At 70.1% G+C, this 15,968-nt stretch carries 15 protein-coding genes and 2 tRNA genes; 8 read left to right on the top strand and 9 right to left on the bottom strand.

Features of this window, described 5'->3' with window-relative positions; genetic code table 11:
- Positions 1-19 precede the first annotated feature (19 nt).
- Positions 20-619 (bottom strand): DUF4097 family beta strand repeat-containing protein, encoded by a 600-nt coding sequence (locus LX88_RS06270; RefSeq protein WP_258946839.1) that lies wholly within the window; start codon positions 617-619, stop codon positions 20-22.
- 187 nt (positions 620-806) lie between these two features.
- On the opposite strand from LX88_RS06270, the gene LX88_RS06275 reads away from it, so the two are divergent.
- Entirely contained in the window at positions 807-1,517 is a 711-nt protein-coding gene (locus LX88_RS06275) for a GbsR/MarR family transcriptional regulator (RefSeq protein ID WP_258946840.1), read from the top strand.
- Positions 1,518-1,628: 111 nt separating this feature from the next.
- Here LX88_RS06275 and LX88_RS06280 read toward each other — a convergent pair whose 3' ends face one another.
- The 5 genes from LX88_RS06280 to LX88_RS06300 are packed head-to-tail and all read right to left on the bottom strand — an operon-like array spanning position 1,629 to position 8,308.
- Positions 1,629-2,813 carry a thiolase family protein gene (locus LX88_RS06280; protein ID WP_258946841.1) on the bottom strand — a complete coding sequence of 395 codons (1,185 nt, stop codon included), beginning with the start codon at positions 2,811-2,813 and terminating at the stop codon, positions 1,629-1,631.
- A gap of 18 nt (positions 2,814-2,831) precedes the next feature.
- Positions 2,832-4,550: a hypothetical protein gene (locus tag LX88_RS06285; protein WP_258946842.1), complete on the bottom strand. Its 1,719-nt coding sequence runs from the start codon at positions 4,548-4,550 to the stop codon at positions 2,832-2,834.
- Between the two features lie 19 nt (positions 4,551-4,569).
- Positions 4,570-6,120 (bottom strand): fibronectin type III domain-containing protein, encoded by a 1,551-nt coding sequence (locus tag LX88_RS06290; RefSeq protein WP_258946843.1) that lies wholly within the window; start codon positions 6,118-6,120, stop codon positions 4,570-4,572.
- Positions 6,121-6,129: 9 nt separating this feature from the next.
- On the bottom strand, positions 6,130-7,077 hold the full coding sequence (locus LX88_RS06295; RefSeq protein WP_258946844.1) for a prephenate dehydrogenase: 948 nt from the start codon (positions 7,075-7,077) through the stop codon (positions 6,130-6,132).
- Between the two features lie 25 nt (positions 7,078-7,102).
- Entirely contained in the window at positions 7,103-8,308 is a 1,206-nt protein-coding gene (locus LX88_RS06300) for a M20 metallopeptidase family protein (RefSeq protein WP_258946845.1), read from the bottom strand.
- Between the two features lie 60 nt (positions 8,309-8,368).
- Here LX88_RS06300 and LX88_RS06305 point away from each other — a divergent pair, with 60 nt between their 5' ends.
- From LX88_RS06305 to LX88_RS06315, 3 genes are all read left to right on the top strand, one after another.
- Complete coding sequence (locus tag LX88_RS06305) at positions 8,369-8,857, top strand: tRNA adenosine deaminase-associated protein (protein ID WP_258946846.1); 489 nt, start codon at positions 8,369-8,371, stop codon at positions 8,855-8,857.
- A gap of 14 nt (positions 8,858-8,871) precedes the next feature.
- Positions 8,872-9,303: a nucleoside deaminase gene (locus LX88_RS06310; RefSeq protein WP_258947622.1), complete on the top strand. Its 432-nt coding sequence runs from the start codon at positions 8,872-8,874 to the stop codon at positions 9,301-9,303.
- A gap of 32 nt (positions 9,304-9,335) precedes the next feature.
- Positions 9,336-9,420, top strand: a tRNA-Ser gene (locus LX88_RS06315).
- A 43-nt stretch (positions 9,421-9,463) separates the two neighbouring features.
- Here LX88_RS06315 and LX88_RS06320 read toward each other — a convergent pair.
- The gene (locus LX88_RS06320; protein WP_258946847.1) at positions 9,464-10,234 is read right to left on the bottom strand and encodes a maleylpyruvate isomerase family mycothiol-dependent enzyme; all 771 of its coding nucleotides are present in this window, start codon (positions 10,232-10,234) and stop codon (positions 9,464-9,466) included.
- 200 nt (positions 10,235-10,434) lie between these two features.
- On the opposite strand from LX88_RS06320, the gene LX88_RS06325 reads away from it, so the two are divergent.
- Positions 10,435-12,876: a DUF8508 domain-containing protein gene (locus LX88_RS06325; protein ID WP_307789531.1), complete on the top strand. Its 2,442-nt coding sequence runs from the start codon at positions 10,435-10,437 to the stop codon at positions 12,874-12,876.
- Positions 12,877-12,942: 66 nt separating this feature from the next.
- Here the strand turns inward: LX88_RS06325 and LX88_RS06330 are convergent, their stop codons facing one another.
- The gene (locus tag LX88_RS06330) at positions 12,943-13,587 is read right to left on the bottom strand and encodes a GOLPH3/VPS74 family protein (protein WP_258946848.1); all 645 of its coding nucleotides are present in this window, start codon (positions 13,585-13,587) and stop codon (positions 12,943-12,945) included.
- Between the two features lie 58 nt (positions 13,588-13,645).
- Positions 13,646-13,730: transfer RNA gene (locus LX88_RS06335), tRNA-Ser, on the bottom strand.
- A 131-nt stretch (positions 13,731-13,861) separates the two neighbouring features.
- Between LX88_RS06335 and LX88_RS06340 the strand changes: the two genes are divergently transcribed.
- From LX88_RS06340 to LX88_RS06350, 3 genes are read left to right on the top strand one after another with little or no spacing between them, the layout of a single operon-like run.
- Positions 13,862-14,200, top strand: coding sequence for a YciI family protein (locus LX88_RS06340; RefSeq protein ID WP_258946849.1), 339 nt, complete (start codon positions 13,862-13,864; stop codon positions 14,198-14,200).
- A gap of 10 nt (positions 14,201-14,210) precedes the next feature.
- A complete protein-coding gene (locus tag LX88_RS06345) occupies positions 14,211-15,389 on the top strand; it encodes an RNA polymerase sigma factor (RefSeq protein ID WP_258946850.1) in 1,179 nt (392 codons plus the stop codon).
- Complete coding sequence (locus LX88_RS06350; protein WP_258946851.1) at positions 15,386-15,958, top strand: maleylpyruvate isomerase family mycothiol-dependent enzyme; 573 nt, start codon at positions 15,386-15,388, stop codon at positions 15,956-15,958. Before LX88_RS06345 ends, LX88_RS06350 begins: the two co-directional genes overlap by 4 nt.
- Positions 15,959-15,968: the final 10 nt, after the last annotated feature.

Below are 15,968 nucleotides of genomic sequence, written 5' to 3' on the forward strand. Positions count from 1 at the left end.
GTGCGTCAGAAGTGTGCGGTCAGAGGCTGCGGGCGGTGATGTCGCCGTACGACGTGGTGGCGCGGATGGTGATGCCGGCCGTGCCGTCGTTGCGCAGTGAGTTGGTGACGCGGCCGTAGGAGGTGCCGGCGTCCAGCGAGGCCGAGAGTCCGGAGGCGACGCTGATGTCGCCCTTCAAGGTGCTGATCTCGGCGGAACCGTTGAGGCGGCCCACCGTGACGTCACCGGCCTGCGTCTGCACGTGGACGTTCGAGGCTTCGTCGATCTTGACGTCGCTCTGCGCGGACTCGACGTTGACGTCACCGAGCCGGCCAACGCCGCGGAACTCGGCGCTGGCGGCCTTCGCCTCGACGCGGGAACCGGCGGGCAGCTGGACGGTGATCTCGACGGCCCCGGACGAGCCGAAAATCTTGTTGCCGCCCTCGGCGCTGATGCGCAGTACGCCGTCGGCGAAGTCGACCGCGATCTTCTCGGCGGCCTTCACGTCGCGGCTCTGCGAGGCGTTGGCCGGCAGGACCTCGACGGCGGTGTCGGAGCGGTCCGCGGCGATGAACCGGACGCGGCCCGCGGGGATGTCGAGAACGGCGGCGATGGGGGCGGGGGTGGCGAAGGTCTGCATCTCGGGCTCCTGTAGCTCGTTGTTTCTGATAGCCGAAACGCTACGTTGCGTTTCTGGATATCGCCAACAGCTTCGTTGCGTAGAGAGTGGGTATTCGCAGCTCAAACACGCAATATCGTTGCAACGGGATGTAGATCTAATGCAACGGTCGTTGCAATGAAGTGTTGGTGAACGCTATGATCGGCCCATGCCAGGAGGTCGACTCACCCAGCAGGAACGTCGCCAGATCGCCATCGGCCTGGCCGACGGCCTCGCGTACGCGGAGATCGCGAGAAGCCTCGACCGGCCGACCTCGACGATCACGCGCGAGGTGACGCGCAACGGAGGCCCGGCCGGCTACAAGGCCGACATCGCGCACCTCGCCACCGAACGCCGTGCGCAGCGCCGCAAGCAGGGCGCGCCCCGGCGCCAGGTGGTCGACCGCGCGGACGGACGCGATCCCGAGGCCGTGCGGGAGTTCGAGGAGGTGTTCTCGGACATCTTCATCGGCCAGGGGCTGCCGAAGATGACGGCGAGGGCGCTCGCGAGCCTCTACGCCACCGACTCCGGCAGCCTGACCGCGTCAGAACTGGTGGGGCGCCTGGGGGTCAGTCCGGCGTCGGTTTCGAAAGCCATGTCCTACCTGGAAAGTCAGGGCCTGATCGGGCGCGTGCGTGACGAACGCCGTCGCGAGCGTTACGTCGTCGACGACGGCGACATCTGGTACCAGTCGATGATCGCGAGCGCGGCCGGCACGACCACGCTGGCCGAGGCCGCGCGCCAGGGCGTCAGCAGCCTCGGCCCCGGCACGCCCGCGGCCGTCCGGCTCGAGAACATCGCGCGGTTCCTCGACTTCGTCAGCGAGAGCATCGTCCGCGCCGCCGAACAGGCGCGCGACATCCTGCACTCCAAGGACTAAGCACCTCACAACAGCTTGATGAGGGGAGCTTTCATAAACCTGAGGTTTATGAAAGCTCCCCTCATCAACCTCAGAGTCCCGCCGTTTTGGACAAGACTTCTGGCCAGGTGCTTAGACCCGCACCGCCACGGCCACGCCCTGGCCGACGCCCACGCACGCCGCCGCGATGCCGACGCCGCCACCACGAGCCCGCAGGTGGCGGCACAGGTCGATGATCACGCGCGGCATCGAGGCGCCGAGCGGGTGTCCGTAGGCGATCGCGCCGCCGTGGACGTTGACCTTCTCCTTGTCGATCTCGGGAAGGTGGTGCACCACCGACAACGCCATCGCCGCGAAGGCCTCGTTGATCTCCCAGAGGTCGACCTGATCGGCCTCGATGTGCAGGCGCTTCAACAGTTTCCGGATCGCCGACACGGGCGCGATCGTGAACCGGTGCGGCTCCTCGCCGGTCGTCGCCGATCCGAGCACCTCACCCAGCGGTTCGACGCCCAGTTCGGACGCGATCGCTTCCGTGCCGAGCAAAGCCGCGAGCGCGCCGTCGTTCAACGGCGACGCGTTGCCCGCCGTCACCGACCCGTTCTCCGAGAACGCGGGCTTCAGCTTCGCGAGCTTCTCGAGGCTGGTGTCCGCGCGGACGTTCTCGTCGCGCCGGATCGCCGTCCCGTCCGGCAACTGCACGGGGAACGCGAAACCCTCGTGCACGCCCGCGCCCCAGGCGGCAGCGGCGCGACGGTGCGAGCGGAGGGCGAAGTTGTCCATCTGCTCACGCGTGATCCCGAGTTCGTGCGCCACGTTTTCGGCGGCCAGCCCCAACGGCACGGTGTAGTGCTTGGGCATGCGCGGGTTCACGAGCCGCCAGCCCAGCGCCGTCGACACGGTCTCCAGCCGGTCCGGGAACGCCTTGTCGGGGCGGGCCGTCACGAACGGCGCCCGCGACATCCCCTCGACACCACCGGCGACGATCAGGTCGGCGTCCCCGGTGATCAGCGCCCGAGCGCCCTGGATGATCGACTCACCGCCCGAGGCGCACAGCCGGTTCAGCGTCACGCCCGGCACGGAGACCGGCAGCCCCGCCAGCAACGAGGCCATGCGGGCGACGTTGCGGTTGTCCTCGCCTGCGCCGTTCGCGTCACCCAGCAGCACGTCGTCGATGCGCGCCAGGTCGAGCGACGGATAGCGGCGCAGCAGGTCGACGATGGGCAGCGCCGCGAGGTCGTCCACCCGGATGCCGGAGAGACCTCCCCGGTACCTGCCGAACGGGGTGCGGGCGGCGTCGATGATCAATGCGCGTGCCATGCCCCCATCTTGGGGTACTCACGCCTTGAGCAAAAAGGGAACGTAACCCGTTTCGGGGTGTACTTCTGAATCGGTGCTGAAGGCCTTCACCTCGATGGCGTGCGCTCCGGCGGTCAGCTCGCCCGTGTTGAGTGAAATCCGCCACCGGCCCGCCGCGGCAGGTCCGTCCGCCGTGGTCGGGACGGTCGCGACGTGGGTGCCGTCGAGCCTGATCTCGAACCCGGCGAGCCCCGCCACGGACGCGTCGAGCGCGTTGACGCGCACCTCCAGGACCACACGGCCGCGGTTGAAGGCGGCGCCGTTCTCGACGGGCTGGCCACCGGCGTCCAGGACCTCGGGGACCGGGTCGGCGAGCGTCGGTTTCGCGTCCACCAGCGGTGTCTCGGACTCACGCCGGGCACTGCTCTGAGGGCCGGTCAGCTCGACGTCGGTGTGGGTGATCTGGACGCGTTCCTCCGTGACCAGCTGGACGTTCAGGTTGTCGGTGAACGCCTCCGCCGGCAGGTCGGCGACAGCCGGGTACTCCGCACCCGGCTTCCACGGCGAACCCTCGACGGCCGGCCTGAGCGGCACCTGGATGCCGTTGACCTTCACCGCGGTGATGGGCGCGCTTTCGCGTGACGGGATCATGGCAATGCGCAGCTGACCTGCGGTGACGTCCGCGATGGGACTGGCACTGGTGCTGGCTGGACCGTCCACGCGGACCTGCGGCGTCGGACCGGTGAGCGGGACGTCGGCCTTGGCGGTGCGGTAGCCGATCAGGTCGACGCCGGCGCGGATCCGGTCGCCCGCCAGCGCCGCGACGCCGACCAATGCCGTCGCCTCGCGCCACTGCGGCACGAACGGCGAGGCGGCGACGACGTCGCCGTCGCGCACGACCTGGACACCGGCAGGCGTCAGCACGAGCTCCCAGCGCACCGTCACGCCCGGCACCGCGGCCGGCACGGGCTTGACCGTCGTGCCGTCCGGGACGAGCTCGACGATCGAGTTGCCGGCGTTGTCCGTGGAGACCGTGGCGCGGACGGTGTTCGGCGGCACCGGCTCGCCCTGCACGCTGACCGGGCCCGGCACGAGGTCGAGCAGCAGCTTGCCGCCGGTGCTCGGGGCGTCGGTCTCGATCACCAGGCGGCTTTCGTCGTCGTTGCGCACGAACGGCGTGCGCGACCTCAGCGTCACCGCTCGGGTGCCGCAGCTGCTGCTGATCACGAGCCGGTCGTCGTCGTCCCCGTCGCCCGAGGTGGCACGGGCGCAGTCGGTGCGCTTGGAGAGCCTCCACCGTTGCGGGTCGGGTTCGGTCCGGCTGTCGAAGCGGTCGGCGAACGTGTACGGGGCGGTGTCGGCGCGCGGGGTCGCCCTGGTCGTGACGGGCTGCGAGCGCTGGCCGAACGCGTCGACCGCGCGGATGTCGATCTGCTGCTCGCGCTCGTTCTCCAGGCCGTTGAGCTGGGTGCCGGGCCGGGTCACGAGCCTGACCTGCTCGCCCCACCGCACCTCGTACGCGGGCGCGTCGCCGGTCCAGTTGAGCTGGACCTTGTGGTGGCCGGCTCGCGCGACGACGCCGGCCGGGGTGGCCGGGCGCTTCTGCGGGCCCGGCACCAGGATCTTCTCCGCCGCGTACGCCTTGAGCTTCGTCGGCGGCGGGGGAGCCGCGGGCAGGTCGCCTCCGCCGGTGTCGCGCAGCACGATCACGCCCGCCACCAGCGCGAGTCCCGCGACAACGAGGACGACCCGCTTCATAGCGGTCACGCTAAGGCGTTCACCCCAGCTCGAACACGGTTTCCGCGATAACGGGTTCGCCACCGTCCGCCGGAAGGACGCTGAGCTTGAGCCGGGCGTGGGAGGCGGAGACCAGCTTCAGGCTGTCGAGCCAGAACTCGTGCCTGCCGGGGACCCCGGGACCCTGCTCGTCGGTGGGCAGCGCGACGATCCGCTTGCCGTCCAGTTCGAGCTCGATGCCGCGGTGCCCGATGGCGTTGACCTCGGCCGTGACGAGGACGCGTCCCGTGCCGGGCAACGGCTGCGGGGGCTTCGTGCCGTCCTCGTGCATGACGTGCAGCCGGGGACCGCCGGTCTTGATGCCGCCGGGCCGGTCGACGAGCCGGGGGAGCGCGCCGGGACGGCTCTCGGGCTTGCGGACGACCACGAGCCGCGCTTGCTCCTGGGCGGCGACCCTCCCGGCGTCGAGAGGCACGTCGGTGATCGTGACCTGGTTGTCCTGACCCGGCCTGACGAGCTTCACCGCGACGACGTCCTGTGGCACCTCGACGTCCCGGTCGAGCGGGATCACCTCGGTCGGCACGACGCGTTCCGGCACGCCCCCGACGCCGAACGCGTCCAGGAAACCGCCGCCGTCGATGCGGATCCGCGGGTGCACCACCCGTTCCGCGATCGCGACGGGCTCGTAGGCGACCACGACGCCGTCCCGCAGCGCGACCACCGCGTCCGGCAGCACCCGCATCTCCCACCGGTGCCGCACACCCGCGACGAGCCCGGTCATGGGCGCGTCGCCGAGGGTGACCTGCTTGCCGGTGCGGGGGAGCTCGGGGTCCGCGACGATCCGCGTGCCCTGCGTCGTGATGTCGAGGCTGACCGCGCCCCTGGGCTGCGCCTCGGTCTCCGGCAGGTACTGCCACGGGCCGGGCAGCAACGTCAGCCGCACGTGACTCGACTCGACCGCGCCCGCGACGCTGATGATCGCCCGGCCGGTCGCGCCGTCGCTCGCGGGCACGCCGAAGCGGATGGGCGTGTTCGACTGGAAGGCCGCCATCGGGCAGTCGACGTCGATGCGCTTGCCCGGCCCGAACGGCCTGAGCCCGAGGCAGTCCGGCTCCGCCTCGACCCGCCACTTGCGCGGGTCGAGCGCCTCCGGGCCACCGAACTTGTCCGGCTGGCCGACGAGCTGGTCGTCCCACTTGCCGTTGTAGAGGTCCTTGGGCCTCGCGGCGATCTTGAGCGGCTCGCTGCGCTTGCCGGTGGCGCTCACCGCCCGGATCTCGACCTGGGTCTCCTGCTCGGGATCGAGCCCCGGCAGTTCGACCTCGGGGGTCGGCACCAGCTGCTGGTTGCCGTTCCAGCGCACCTCGTAGGCGGACGCCGAGCCGTTCCACGCGATCTGCAGCGCGTCGGCGTCGAGCGCCTGGGCCCTCGGGTTCGCGGGCTTCACCGGCTCCTGGAGCGCTACGACCTCGACGCCGTCCGCGACTTCCTTCTCGAGGGTGTCCGGCGCGTCACCGCTGCGGAGCGCCACGACGGAGGCGACGACGAGAGCGAGACCACCGAGACCACCGGCGAGTGTCCGTCGATCCACCCGGCGACCCTACGATGTTTCCGCTCGGGCGGTGCTGCCGTTCAGACCAACCACACGTCCGCCACGAGAGCCGAGGTTGCGCAGCGCGGCGAGTGCTCCCGGCTTGGTCAGGTCGATCGTGATCGGGGTGCGGTTCGGCTGGCCGACCAGCGCGTTCCGACCCGCGTGACCAGCCTCGATCGTCTTGGCGAGGCCTCCGGTGGACGCCAGCGAGCCCCTGGCCGCACCGAGCCTGCCCAGTGCGTCGTCGACCGCCGTCAGCAACGCGTCCCGGTTCCCCTCGCACATCGCCCTGACGAGCTCCGGACGGCTGCCCGCGACCCTCGTGCCGTCCCCGAAACTGCCGGCCGCGAGCGCCATGGCGAGCGGTCCGCCGTCCGCCCCGACCGCCGCGAGGATCGCCGCCATGATGTGCGGCAGGTGGCTGATCCGCGCCACGGCCTCGTCGTGCTCCTCGGGCGTCGTCGGCACCACGTGCGCCTTCAGGTCGAGCGCGAGCCGCATGACGTCGTTGAGGTGGTCGTCGGCCTCCTCGGGCGTGACGACCCAGGCGGCGTTCTCGAAGAGGCTCGCACTGCCCGCGTCCCACCCGCTCCTGCTCGTGCCGGCCATCGGGTGCCCGCCGACGAAGCGCACGTGCGGTGCGTACCGGTGCACGGCGTCGTGCACCGGTCCTTTGACGCTCGTGACGTCCGTGAGTCTCGTACCTGCGGGAACCTTGCGCAGCAGGTCGGGCAACGCGGGCAGCGGCACGGCGAGGACGACGAGCGCCTCGGCGCTGCGGCTGAGGGCCTCGTCCACGCCCACGACGTCGAAGCCCTCAGCGCGTGCCTTGTCCGCGTCCTCTTTGCCCGCGGTCGCACCCCACACCGTGCGTCCGGCAGCCTTGGCGGCTCGCAGCACGGAGCCGCCGATCAGTCCCAGTCCGATCACGCACACGTCTCGCACGGCGTCCATCATTCCGTGTGAGGCGTACCTGCAACTACCGGAGGGCGTCCAGCGCGAACGCCGCGTACATCGCGACCCCGTGCTCCATGGCGGCCTCGTCGAACAGCACCCGGTTCGAGTGGTTCGGCGCGGCCTCCTCCAGGTCGATCCCGCGAGGGCACGCCCCGAGGAACGCCAGCGCCCCGGGAACCCGCTGCAGCACGTAGGAGAAGTCCTCCGCACCCATCAGCGGGTCCTGCATCGGCTCGCTCCACGAAGCGCCCATCGCCGTGGCCGCCAGGTCCACCACGTGCTTGCCGACAACGTCGTCGTTCACCGTGACCGGGTACCCCGGCACGATGTTGACCTCGGCGTGGCACCCGTAGGCGGCGGCCGTGTGCTTGACGGCCTGCTTGAGTTCCTTGTGGACCAGAGCCCGCGTCTCCTCCGACAACGTCCGGATCGTCCCGTCGAGGGTCGCGACCTCGGGGATGATGTTCGTCGTCGTACCGGCGTTGATCTGCGCGACCGTCACCACCGCGGGCTGGTGAACGCTCACCCGCCGCCCGAGCATCGTCTGGATCGCCCCGACCATCGCCGCCGCCGCGGGCACCGGGTCCAGCGCGTTGTGCGGCATCGCGCCGTGCCCGCCACGCCCCTTGACGTGCACGTGGAACGAGTCCGCGGACGCCATCATCGGCCCAGGCCGGCAGGTCACCACGCCCGACTTCATCGTGGAGGTGATGTGCAGCGCGAACGCCTTCTCCACGCCGTCGTCGAGCAGCCCCTCCTCGATCATGTACCGGGCGCCGTGGTGGCCCTCCTCGCCCGGCTGGAACATGAAGAGCACACGGCCCTTGAGCGCGTCACGCCGGTCGGACAGCAGCCGGGCGGAGGCGGCCAGCATCGCCACGTGCGTGTCGTGACCGCAGGCGTGCATGTTGCCGTCCACTTCGGACGCGAACGGCAGCCCCGTGTCCTCCTGGAGCGGCAGGCCGTCCATGTCGCCGCGCAGCAGCACCGTCGGCCCCGGCCGGTCACCCTCGAGGACCGCCACGACCGAGGTCGTCGACTCGCCCTTCGTGACCTTGACAGGCAACCCCTCCAGCGCGTGCAGGATCGCGGCCTGCGTCTTGGGGAGGTGAAGTCCCTGTTCAGGGTGCCGGTGGATCTGACGACGCAGCGCCACCGTGCGGGGCTGCAGCGAGCGAGCCCCTTCGAGCAGTCCGGCGAGACGCGGGTCCGGCGTAGTTGTGCTCATCTCCCGATGGTGCCACCACCTCGGCTACCGGGAAGGTCGTCTGGGCCCTACGGTGTGCACATGACACAGCAGGAGCCGGTCAACGGCTTCGCGGTCGCGGTCGTCCGAGAGGACGGCCGCTGGCGGTGCAGCAGGATGGACAGCTCCGCGCTGTCGGAACTGGACGCGGCTATCACGGAGCTGCGCCAACTGAGGTCGACAGGAGCTGTGTTCGGACTGCTCGCCGTCGACGACGAGTTCTTCATCATCCTGCGTCCCGTGCCGGGCGGCGTGGCGCTGCTGCTGTCCGACGCGGCCGCCGCCCTCGACTACGACATCGCGGCCGACGTCCTCGACCTCCTGCGCGTCGACCCACCGGACGAGGAGGACAACGAGCTCTGGCCGGAAGGCGACCTCGGCGTCCTGACCGACCTGGGCATGCCCGCGCACGAACTCCAGATCATCATCGACGAGGTCGACCTCTACCCGGACGAGCAGCTCCAGATGATCGCCCAGCGCATCGGCTTCATCGACGAGTTCACGAAGCTGCTCGACACGATCCAGGCGTGATCTCCTCAGAGGACATGGTCCGCGCCGCTTTGAAGGCGGCTTCTGGGGCGGGTGCGGACGTCCCGATCGGCGCCGTCGTCTTCGCCCCGGACGGCACAGTCCTCGCCGAGGCCTGCAACGCCCGCGAGACCCTGGGCGACCCGACCGCACACGCCGAGGTCCTGGCCCTGCGCACCGCCGCTTCTCGGTTCGGCGACGGCTGGCGCCTCGACGGCTGCACCCTCGCGGTGACCCTGGAACCCTGCACCATGTGCGCCGGCGCGCTGGTGCTCGCCCGCGTCTCGCGTCTCGTCTTCGGCGCCTGGGAGCCCAAAACCGGTGCTGTGTCGTCGTTGTGGGACGTCGTGCGCGACCGCCGGCTCAACCACCGGCCCGAGGTGCAGGGCGGCGTGCTGGAACAGGAGTGCGCTGACCTGCTCGAACGCTTCTTCCGGACCCAGCGTTAAGCCAGTCGCGCGGGCTGTGTATTGTTCTTACCGGTGGCGTGTCCGAGCGGCCGAAGGAGCACGCCTCGAAAGCGTGTGAGGTGAAAGCCTCCGTGGGTTCAAATCCCACCGCCACCGCTGTTGAAGGGCCCCGGAGCGATCCGGGGCCCTTCTTGCGTTCTCAGAACCGAATCGCGCCCAGGAACTTCTCCAGCAACTCCGCGTCCCCGAACACCTCCAGCCCGTCCACCGGCCGCCGCCGGTACACGGCGAGCACCAGGTCGACGACGGGACCGCGCAACGCCACGGACGCCTTCGCGTGGCCCTCTTCGACGGCCGGCGCGGGACCGGTGAGATCGATCACGAACTCCGCCTCGACATCCGTGGCGTGCAGGTGCACGGTCCCGGAACCGGCGAGGGCCGCGGTCTCGGACGGCCACCGCTGGAACGCGTAGGGCAGCGCGAGGCCGGTCCACTCGCGCAGCGTGTCCTGGGCGATCTCGGGGTCCAGCGAGAACGGCACGCCCAGGGCGTTGCACGCGTCCCACCTGTGGATCACGGTCTCGTGCATCATCCGCCGCGACCACACGCGCGGGCCGGGATGACCCCCCAGTGGCGCGATCATCTCGTCCGGGTCGACTTCGCGCAGCACCTCCGCGAGCGACGCCGCGCCTTCTCGGAGCCACGGGATCAGCACGGACGCGGGTTCACCCACATACGACGACACGAGTTGCGCGCCGTTGCGCGAGAAGTCGATCTCCGGAAGTCTGTCGCGGAGCATCGAGTCGGCCCAGCGGTGCGCGTGGCCGACGTGGCGCAGCAGTTGGTTGAGGGTCCACTCCGGTGTCGACGGGACCTGTATGCCCAGGTCAGCGTCGTTCAGGTAAGAGACCAGCAGGTCGGTCTGGTTGATGATCTCGGCGCAGCGGCGCTCGTAGCTCGGAATCCCCACACCTCTGAATGTAGGGACGCCGGCCGGTGCCTGGGAGGGGCCCACTGGCCGGCGTTCCGAAATGGAGCATACACCATGATCGAACACTTGTTCGAGTGATCATTGATGGGCCAACCGGTTAACCGTTAGTAACAACGGCTACCAAAGCTCACCCGATCGGGGAAAGATGCGTCGGTCCGCCGCATCCCCTGGAGGAAGTTTTGAGACCCACCCTGCCCGTCGTCGGGACAGCGGTGGCGGCACTCGTGCTCGCCGCCGTCCCCGCCGTCGCCGCACCCAGCACAGACGCGCTGATCTCCGAGGTCTACGGAGGCGGCGGCAACTCCGGCGCCACGCTGACGCAGGACTTCGTCGAGCTCGCCAACAAGGGCACGAGCGCGGTCAGCCTGGACGGCTACAGCGTCCAGTACATCTCGGCCACCCCCGGTGCGACCACGCAGTGGGGCGTCACCCCGCTGACCGGCTCGATCGCGCCCGGCAAGACGTTCCTCGTCGCCGAGGCCAAGGGCACCGGCGGCACCGTCGAGCTGCCGGCACCGGACGCCACCGGCACGATCGCCATGAGCGGCACCAACGGCACCATCGCGCTGGTCTCCGGCACCGCGGCGCTGACCTGCAAGACGGCCGCCGACTGCGCCGCGGACACGCGGATCAAGGACCTCGTCGGCTACGGCACGGCAGTCGTGCGCGAGGGCGGCGCGACGGGCGCCCTCAGCAACCCGACCTCGGCGTCCCGCGCCACCGCGCTCGGCGACACCGACGACAACTCCGCCGACTTCACCGTCGGCAGCCCCACCCCGACCAACTCCAAGGGCGAGACCCCGGGCGGCGGCGACCCGGATCCCGATCCCGACCCGGACCCCACCCCCGGCGACAAGCGCGTCCACGACATCCAGGGCGTCACGCGCATCTCGCCGTTGATCGGCCAGAAGGTCACCAACGTCCCCGGCGTCGTCACCGGCACGCGCGCCTCGGGTGACCGCGGCTTCTGGATCCAGGACGTCACGGGCCCCGACGCCGACCCGCGCACCAGCGAGGGCGTCTTCGTCTACACCGCGGGCACCGCCCCGACCGTCGCGGTCGGCGACAGCGTGCTGGTCAGCGGCACGATCGCGGAGTACCGGCCGGGCGGCGAGACGGGGTCCAACCAGACCCTCACCGAGATCACCGCGCCCACCACGATCACCGTCTCCAAGGGCAACCCCGTCCCGGCGCCGGTCGTCGTGAAGAACGTCCCGGCCGGCTACCTGCCCGCTCCGGGCGGCAGCATCGAGCAGCTCCCGCTGGAGCCCGCGAAGTACGGCCTCGACTACTTCGAGTCGCTCGAGGGCACGCTGGTCCAGGTCGACGACGCCCGCGTCGTGGGCCCCAGCAACAACTTCGGCGAGGTCTGGGTGACGGTCAACCCCGACCAGAACCGCAACCAGCGCGGCGGCACCACGTACACCGCGTACGACCAGGCGAACAGCGGCCGCCTGAAGATCAAGACCGTCGGCGGGCTGCCCGCCGCCGACGTCGGTGACGTGTTCGCCGGCGCGACCGTGGGTGCCATCGAGTACACGAACTTCGGCGGCTACACGCTGGCCGCACTGACGCTCGGCGCGCACACGTCGTCCAACCTGCAGCGCGAGATCACCGCGCAGCAGAAGGAGTCCGAGCTCTCGGTCGCGACCTACAACGTCGAGAACCTCGACCCGTCCGACCCGCAGGACAAGTTCGACCGGCTCGCCGAGGGCGTCACGACCAACCTGCGCAGCCCGGACGTCGTTGTGCTGGAAGAGATCCAGGACAACAACGGCGCGACCAACGACGGTGTCGTCGCGGCGGACCAGACGCTGCAGAAGTTCTCCGACGCGATCGTCGCCAAGGGCGGCCCGCGCTACCAGTGGCGTCAGATCGACCCGGAGAACCTCAAGGACGGCGGCGAGCCCGGCGGCAACATCCGCGTCGGCTTCTTCTTCAACCCGCAGCGGGTGTCCTTCGTGGACCGTCCGGGCGGCGACTTCTCCACGCCCGTCCAGGTCGTGAAGAAGAACGGCCGCGCGCAGCTCTCCGTGTCACCGGGCCGGATCGACCCGCTGAACGACGCGTGGGCGAACAGCCGCAAGCCGCTCGCCGGCGAGTTCAAGTTCCGCGGCCGCACGGTCTTCGTGGTCGCGAACCACTTCAACTCCAAGGGCGGCGACGAGGCGATCCACGGCCGCAACCAGCCGCCGAACCGGACGTCCGAGGTGCAGCGCGCCAAGCAGGCGACGGCGCTGAAGGCGTTCACGGAGCAGCTCCGCGCGATCGACAAGGGCGCCAACGTCGTCCTCGCCGGTGACCTGAACGACTACCAGTTCTCACCCGCGCTCAAGACGCTGACCGGTGACGGCAACCTCAAGGCGCTGATCGAGTCGCTGCCCGCGAACGAGCGGTACAGCTACGTCTTCGAGGGCAACTCGCAGACGCTCGACCACCTCGTGGTGAGCAAGAACATCACGCGCTTCAGCTACGACGTCGTCCACATCAACGCCGAGTTCGCCGACCAGGCGAGCGACCACGACCCGCAGATCGTCCGCGCCCGCCCGTCCACGGGTGACGCGAACGTCGACAGGATCGTGTTCGCGCTCGAGGACCTGATCGACTGCCTCAAGAAGTAGTCACGACCCGGTGGCCGCTACCTCAGGAGCTTTCCCTCCGAGGTGGCGGCCACTGTCATGTCGCGCTCATCCGCCCTGGGACGCGGCGGCGGCAGCGGCCGTCGCGGCCACCACACCCACCTGGATCGCCTCGACCGCCCGGCGCACGGCATCACCCGCCCAGTTGCCGGCGGCGATGTCCTTGGCCCGCTTGTTCATGTCGCGCTTGTCGCCGTCGACGACCTTGTGCAGGGACTTCACCGCGCACAGCAACGTGATCAGCGCACCGGTCCGCGCGTCCGCCCCGCGGTACCCGAGCGCGACCTCGCCGACCGCCTTGCGCACTCCGCCGGCCGCGGTCTCGTCAGTGATCACGTAGCGCTTCGCCGGGAAGATCCCGAACACCTTCCTCGGCTCCACCCGCACGACGCCACGGCCTTCCAGTCGCGCGGCCACGTTGTCGCGCACCTTCTTGCGCAGACGTTCCACCGCCCGTTGCGGCTTCATCGGTTTGTCGAACCGTGCCACCGACTCCTGCAGCAACGGGTCCTTCAACGGCGTCGGGTCAACGACTTGGAGCTTCTTGCCGTTGGGGTCGAACGCGACGCGCCCCGAGTTCACGAGCTCGATCAGCACGGCGCCCGCGAGCGCGTTCTCCACCGACGAGGAGTCGGTGCGCAGCTTGCCGTTCTGCTCGTTGATGAACAACAGCATCAGATCTTCGGGAAGCATGCCCTCACAATGCACCAAGGGCGCCGAACGTTGAACGTTCGGCGCCCTTGTCAGCGAGCGGAGGATACGGGATTTGAACCCGTGAGGGGGTGAACCCAACACGATTTCCAGTCGTGCGCACTAGGCCGCTATGCGAATCCTCCGTGGAGAACCTTACCGGACGGGTGTTCCGGGGCCCAAAACGGGGGTCGCCGGAAAAAGTTCGGAAGCCCGTGTCGATCTGGCGGCAGCCCGCTCGTCGTGATCCCGTAGGACCGGACCGAGGAGGGCACCCTTGAAGTACATGCTGATGATCTACGCGGCCGCTGACCAGCAGGCGAGCTGCACGGTCGAGGACTGGATCGCCTACGAGAAGGAGATGAAGGACGCGGGCGTCCTGGTCTCCGGGCACTCGCTGGCCGACCTGGTCACCGCGACCACCGTCCAGGTCGGACAGGACGGGAAGCGCGCCGTCACCGACGGGCCGTTCGCCGAGACGCGGGAGGTGCTGGGCGGCTACGACGTCATCGACGTGCCCGACCTCGACGCGGCGCTGGAGTGGGCGGCGAAGTGTCCCGGATCGCGTGACGGCGGGGCGGTCGTCGTGCGGCCCATCGCCGAGTTCGACTTCTGAGTCCGGCGCGATGGACGTCGGGCAGGTGTTCCGGGAGGAACGCGGCAGGCTGCTCGCGACGCTGGTGAAGCGCTTCGGCGACCTCGACCTGGCCGAGGAGGTCACCTCTGACGCCATCGAGGCGGCGCTGAAGCACTGGCCGGTGGACGGGGTGCCGGACCGGCCCGGCGCGTGGTTGCTCACGACCGCGCGCCGCAAGGCCGTCGACCGGTTGCGACGTGATCAGGTCCACGCGGCCCGGCTGGCGTTGTTGCAGGTGGAGGTCGACCGCGCGGACCCGCCCATCGGGGACGGCCTGCCGGACGAACGGCTGGAGCTGTTCTTCACGTGCGCGCACCCGGCGCTGGCCGAGGAGGACCGCGGCGCGCTGACGTTGCGCTGCCTGGCCGGCTTCACGACCCCCGAGGTCGCGCGGGCCTACCTGGTGCCGGTCACGACCATGCAGCAGCGGATCGTGCGCGCGAAGAAGAAGATCAAGGAAGCGCGCATCCCGTTCCGCGTGCCGGACCCGCACGAGCTCCCGGAACGCCTGCCCGGCGTGCTGCAGGCCGTCTACTCGATCTTCACCGAGGGCTACGCGGCCCAGCGCGACGACCTGGCCGGCGAGGCCATCCGGCTGGCGCGGATCCTGCGGGGCCTGCTGCCCGACCGCGAGGTCACCGGGCTGCTGGCGTTGATGCTGCTGATCCACGCCCGCCGCGACGCCCGCGCCGAACTGCTCGAGGACCAGGACCGCGCGCTCTGGGACCGCGACATGATCAACGAGGGCAGCGCGCTGGCCGAACGGGCGCTGACGGGCGGGCACGGGCCGTACGGCGTGCAGGCGGCGATCAACGCGTTGCACGACGAGGCACCGGACTTCGGCAGCACCGACTGGCCACAGATCGTGGCGCTCTACGACGTGCTGACCGCGCTCGCGCCGTCGCCGGTCGTCGCTCTGAACAGGGCTGCCGCGATCGCCATGCGCGATGGCGCCGCAACCGGCCTCGCGTTGCTCGACGCGCTCGCCGGCGAACCCAGGCTGCGCGACTACCACCCGTACCGGGCGGCCCGCGCGGACCTGCTGCACCGCCTGGGCCGCGACGCCGAGGCCGCCCAGGCCTACCGCGAGGCCATCGCGCTCGCGGGCACCGAATCCGAACAGGCCTTCCTGCGCCGCAGGCTGACCGCCATCGAGGGACAACCATGATCATGAAGTGGCTGGAGGCCGAACGCCTGGGCGTCGCCGACCTCCTCGAGGACCTCACCGACGACGAGTGGCGGCGCGACACCCTCTGCGCCGGCTGGACCATGCAGACGATGGCCGCCCACCTGACCACGTCCACCCGCACGGGCTGGCGCGACGTGCTCACCGGCGTCGTGAAGGCGCGCTTCGACTGGGAACGCATGGAGAACGAGAAGGCCCGCGCGATCGCCGCACGGTTCACCCGGTCGGAGTTGATCGCGCAGATCCGCGAGACCGCGGCCTCGCCGAAGCGCGCGCCGATGGCCGCCCCGATCGACCCGCTGGTCGACTTCCTCGTCCACGGCCAGGACATCGCCCGCCCGCTGGGCCGCGTCCGCGAGATGCCGCTCGAACCGGCGCGGGCCGCCCTCGAACATGTGTTGAAAAGCCCATTTTGGGGTGCTCGCAAGCGCTTCCGGGAGTCCGGGATTCCTGATCTTCCTGCCCCTGACCTGCTGATGATGGCCACGGGCCGGAAGTTGTCCACACCTGGGGACAACGCTGTGGGCAACTCGAACACACGTTCGATCTAGAGGGTTCGCT

This window comes from Lentzea californiensis (assembly GCF_024648825.1).
Classification (GTDB): domain Bacteria; phylum Actinomycetota; class Actinomycetes; order Mycobacteriales; family Pseudonocardiaceae; genus Lentzea; species Lentzea californiensis.

Excerpts from the sequence above, each read along its gene's own strand:
- LX88_RS06295 (WP_258946844.1), bottom strand. The coding sequence starts at position 7,077 with ATGGACGCCGTGCGAGACGTGTGCGTGATCGGACTGGGACTGATCGGC.
- LX88_RS06330 (WP_258946848.1), bottom strand. The coding sequence starts at position 13,587 with ATGCTTCCCGAAGATCTGATGCTGTTGTTCATCAACGAGCAGAACGGC.
- LX88_RS06280 (WP_258946841.1), bottom strand. The coding sequence starts at position 2,813 with ATGGCACGCGCATTGATCATCGACGCCGCCCGCACCCCGTTCGGCAGG.
- LX88_RS06310 (WP_258947622.1), top strand. The coding sequence starts at position 8,872 with ATGGTCCGCGCCGCTTTGAAGGCGGCTTCTGGGGCGGGTGCGGACGTC.
- LX88_RS06305 (WP_258946846.1), top strand. The coding sequence starts at position 8,369 with ATGACACAGCAGGAGCCGGTCAACGGCTTCGCGGTCGCGGTCGTCCGA.
- LX88_RS06350 (WP_258946851.1), top strand. The coding sequence starts at position 15,386 with ATGATCATGAAGTGGCTGGAGGCCGAACGCCTGGGCGTCGCCGACCTC.
- LX88_RS06270 (WP_258946839.1), bottom strand. The coding sequence starts at position 619 with ATGCAGACCTTCGCCACCCCCGCCCCCATCGCCGCCGTTCTCGACATC.
- LX88_RS06345 (WP_258946850.1), top strand. The coding sequence starts at position 14,211 with ATGGACGTCGGGCAGGTGTTCCGGGAGGAACGCGGCAGGCTGCTCGCG.
- LX88_RS06285 (WP_258946842.1), bottom strand. The coding sequence starts at position 4,550 with ATGAAGCGGGTCGTCCTCGTTGTCGCGGGACTCGCGCTGGTGGCGGGC.
- LX88_RS06300 (WP_258946845.1), bottom strand. The coding sequence starts at position 8,308 with ATGAGCACAACTACGCCGGACCCGCGTCTCGCCGGACTGCTCGAAGGG.
- LX88_RS06275 (WP_258946840.1), top strand. The coding sequence starts at position 807 with ATGCCAGGAGGTCGACTCACCCAGCAGGAACGTCGCCAGATCGCCATC.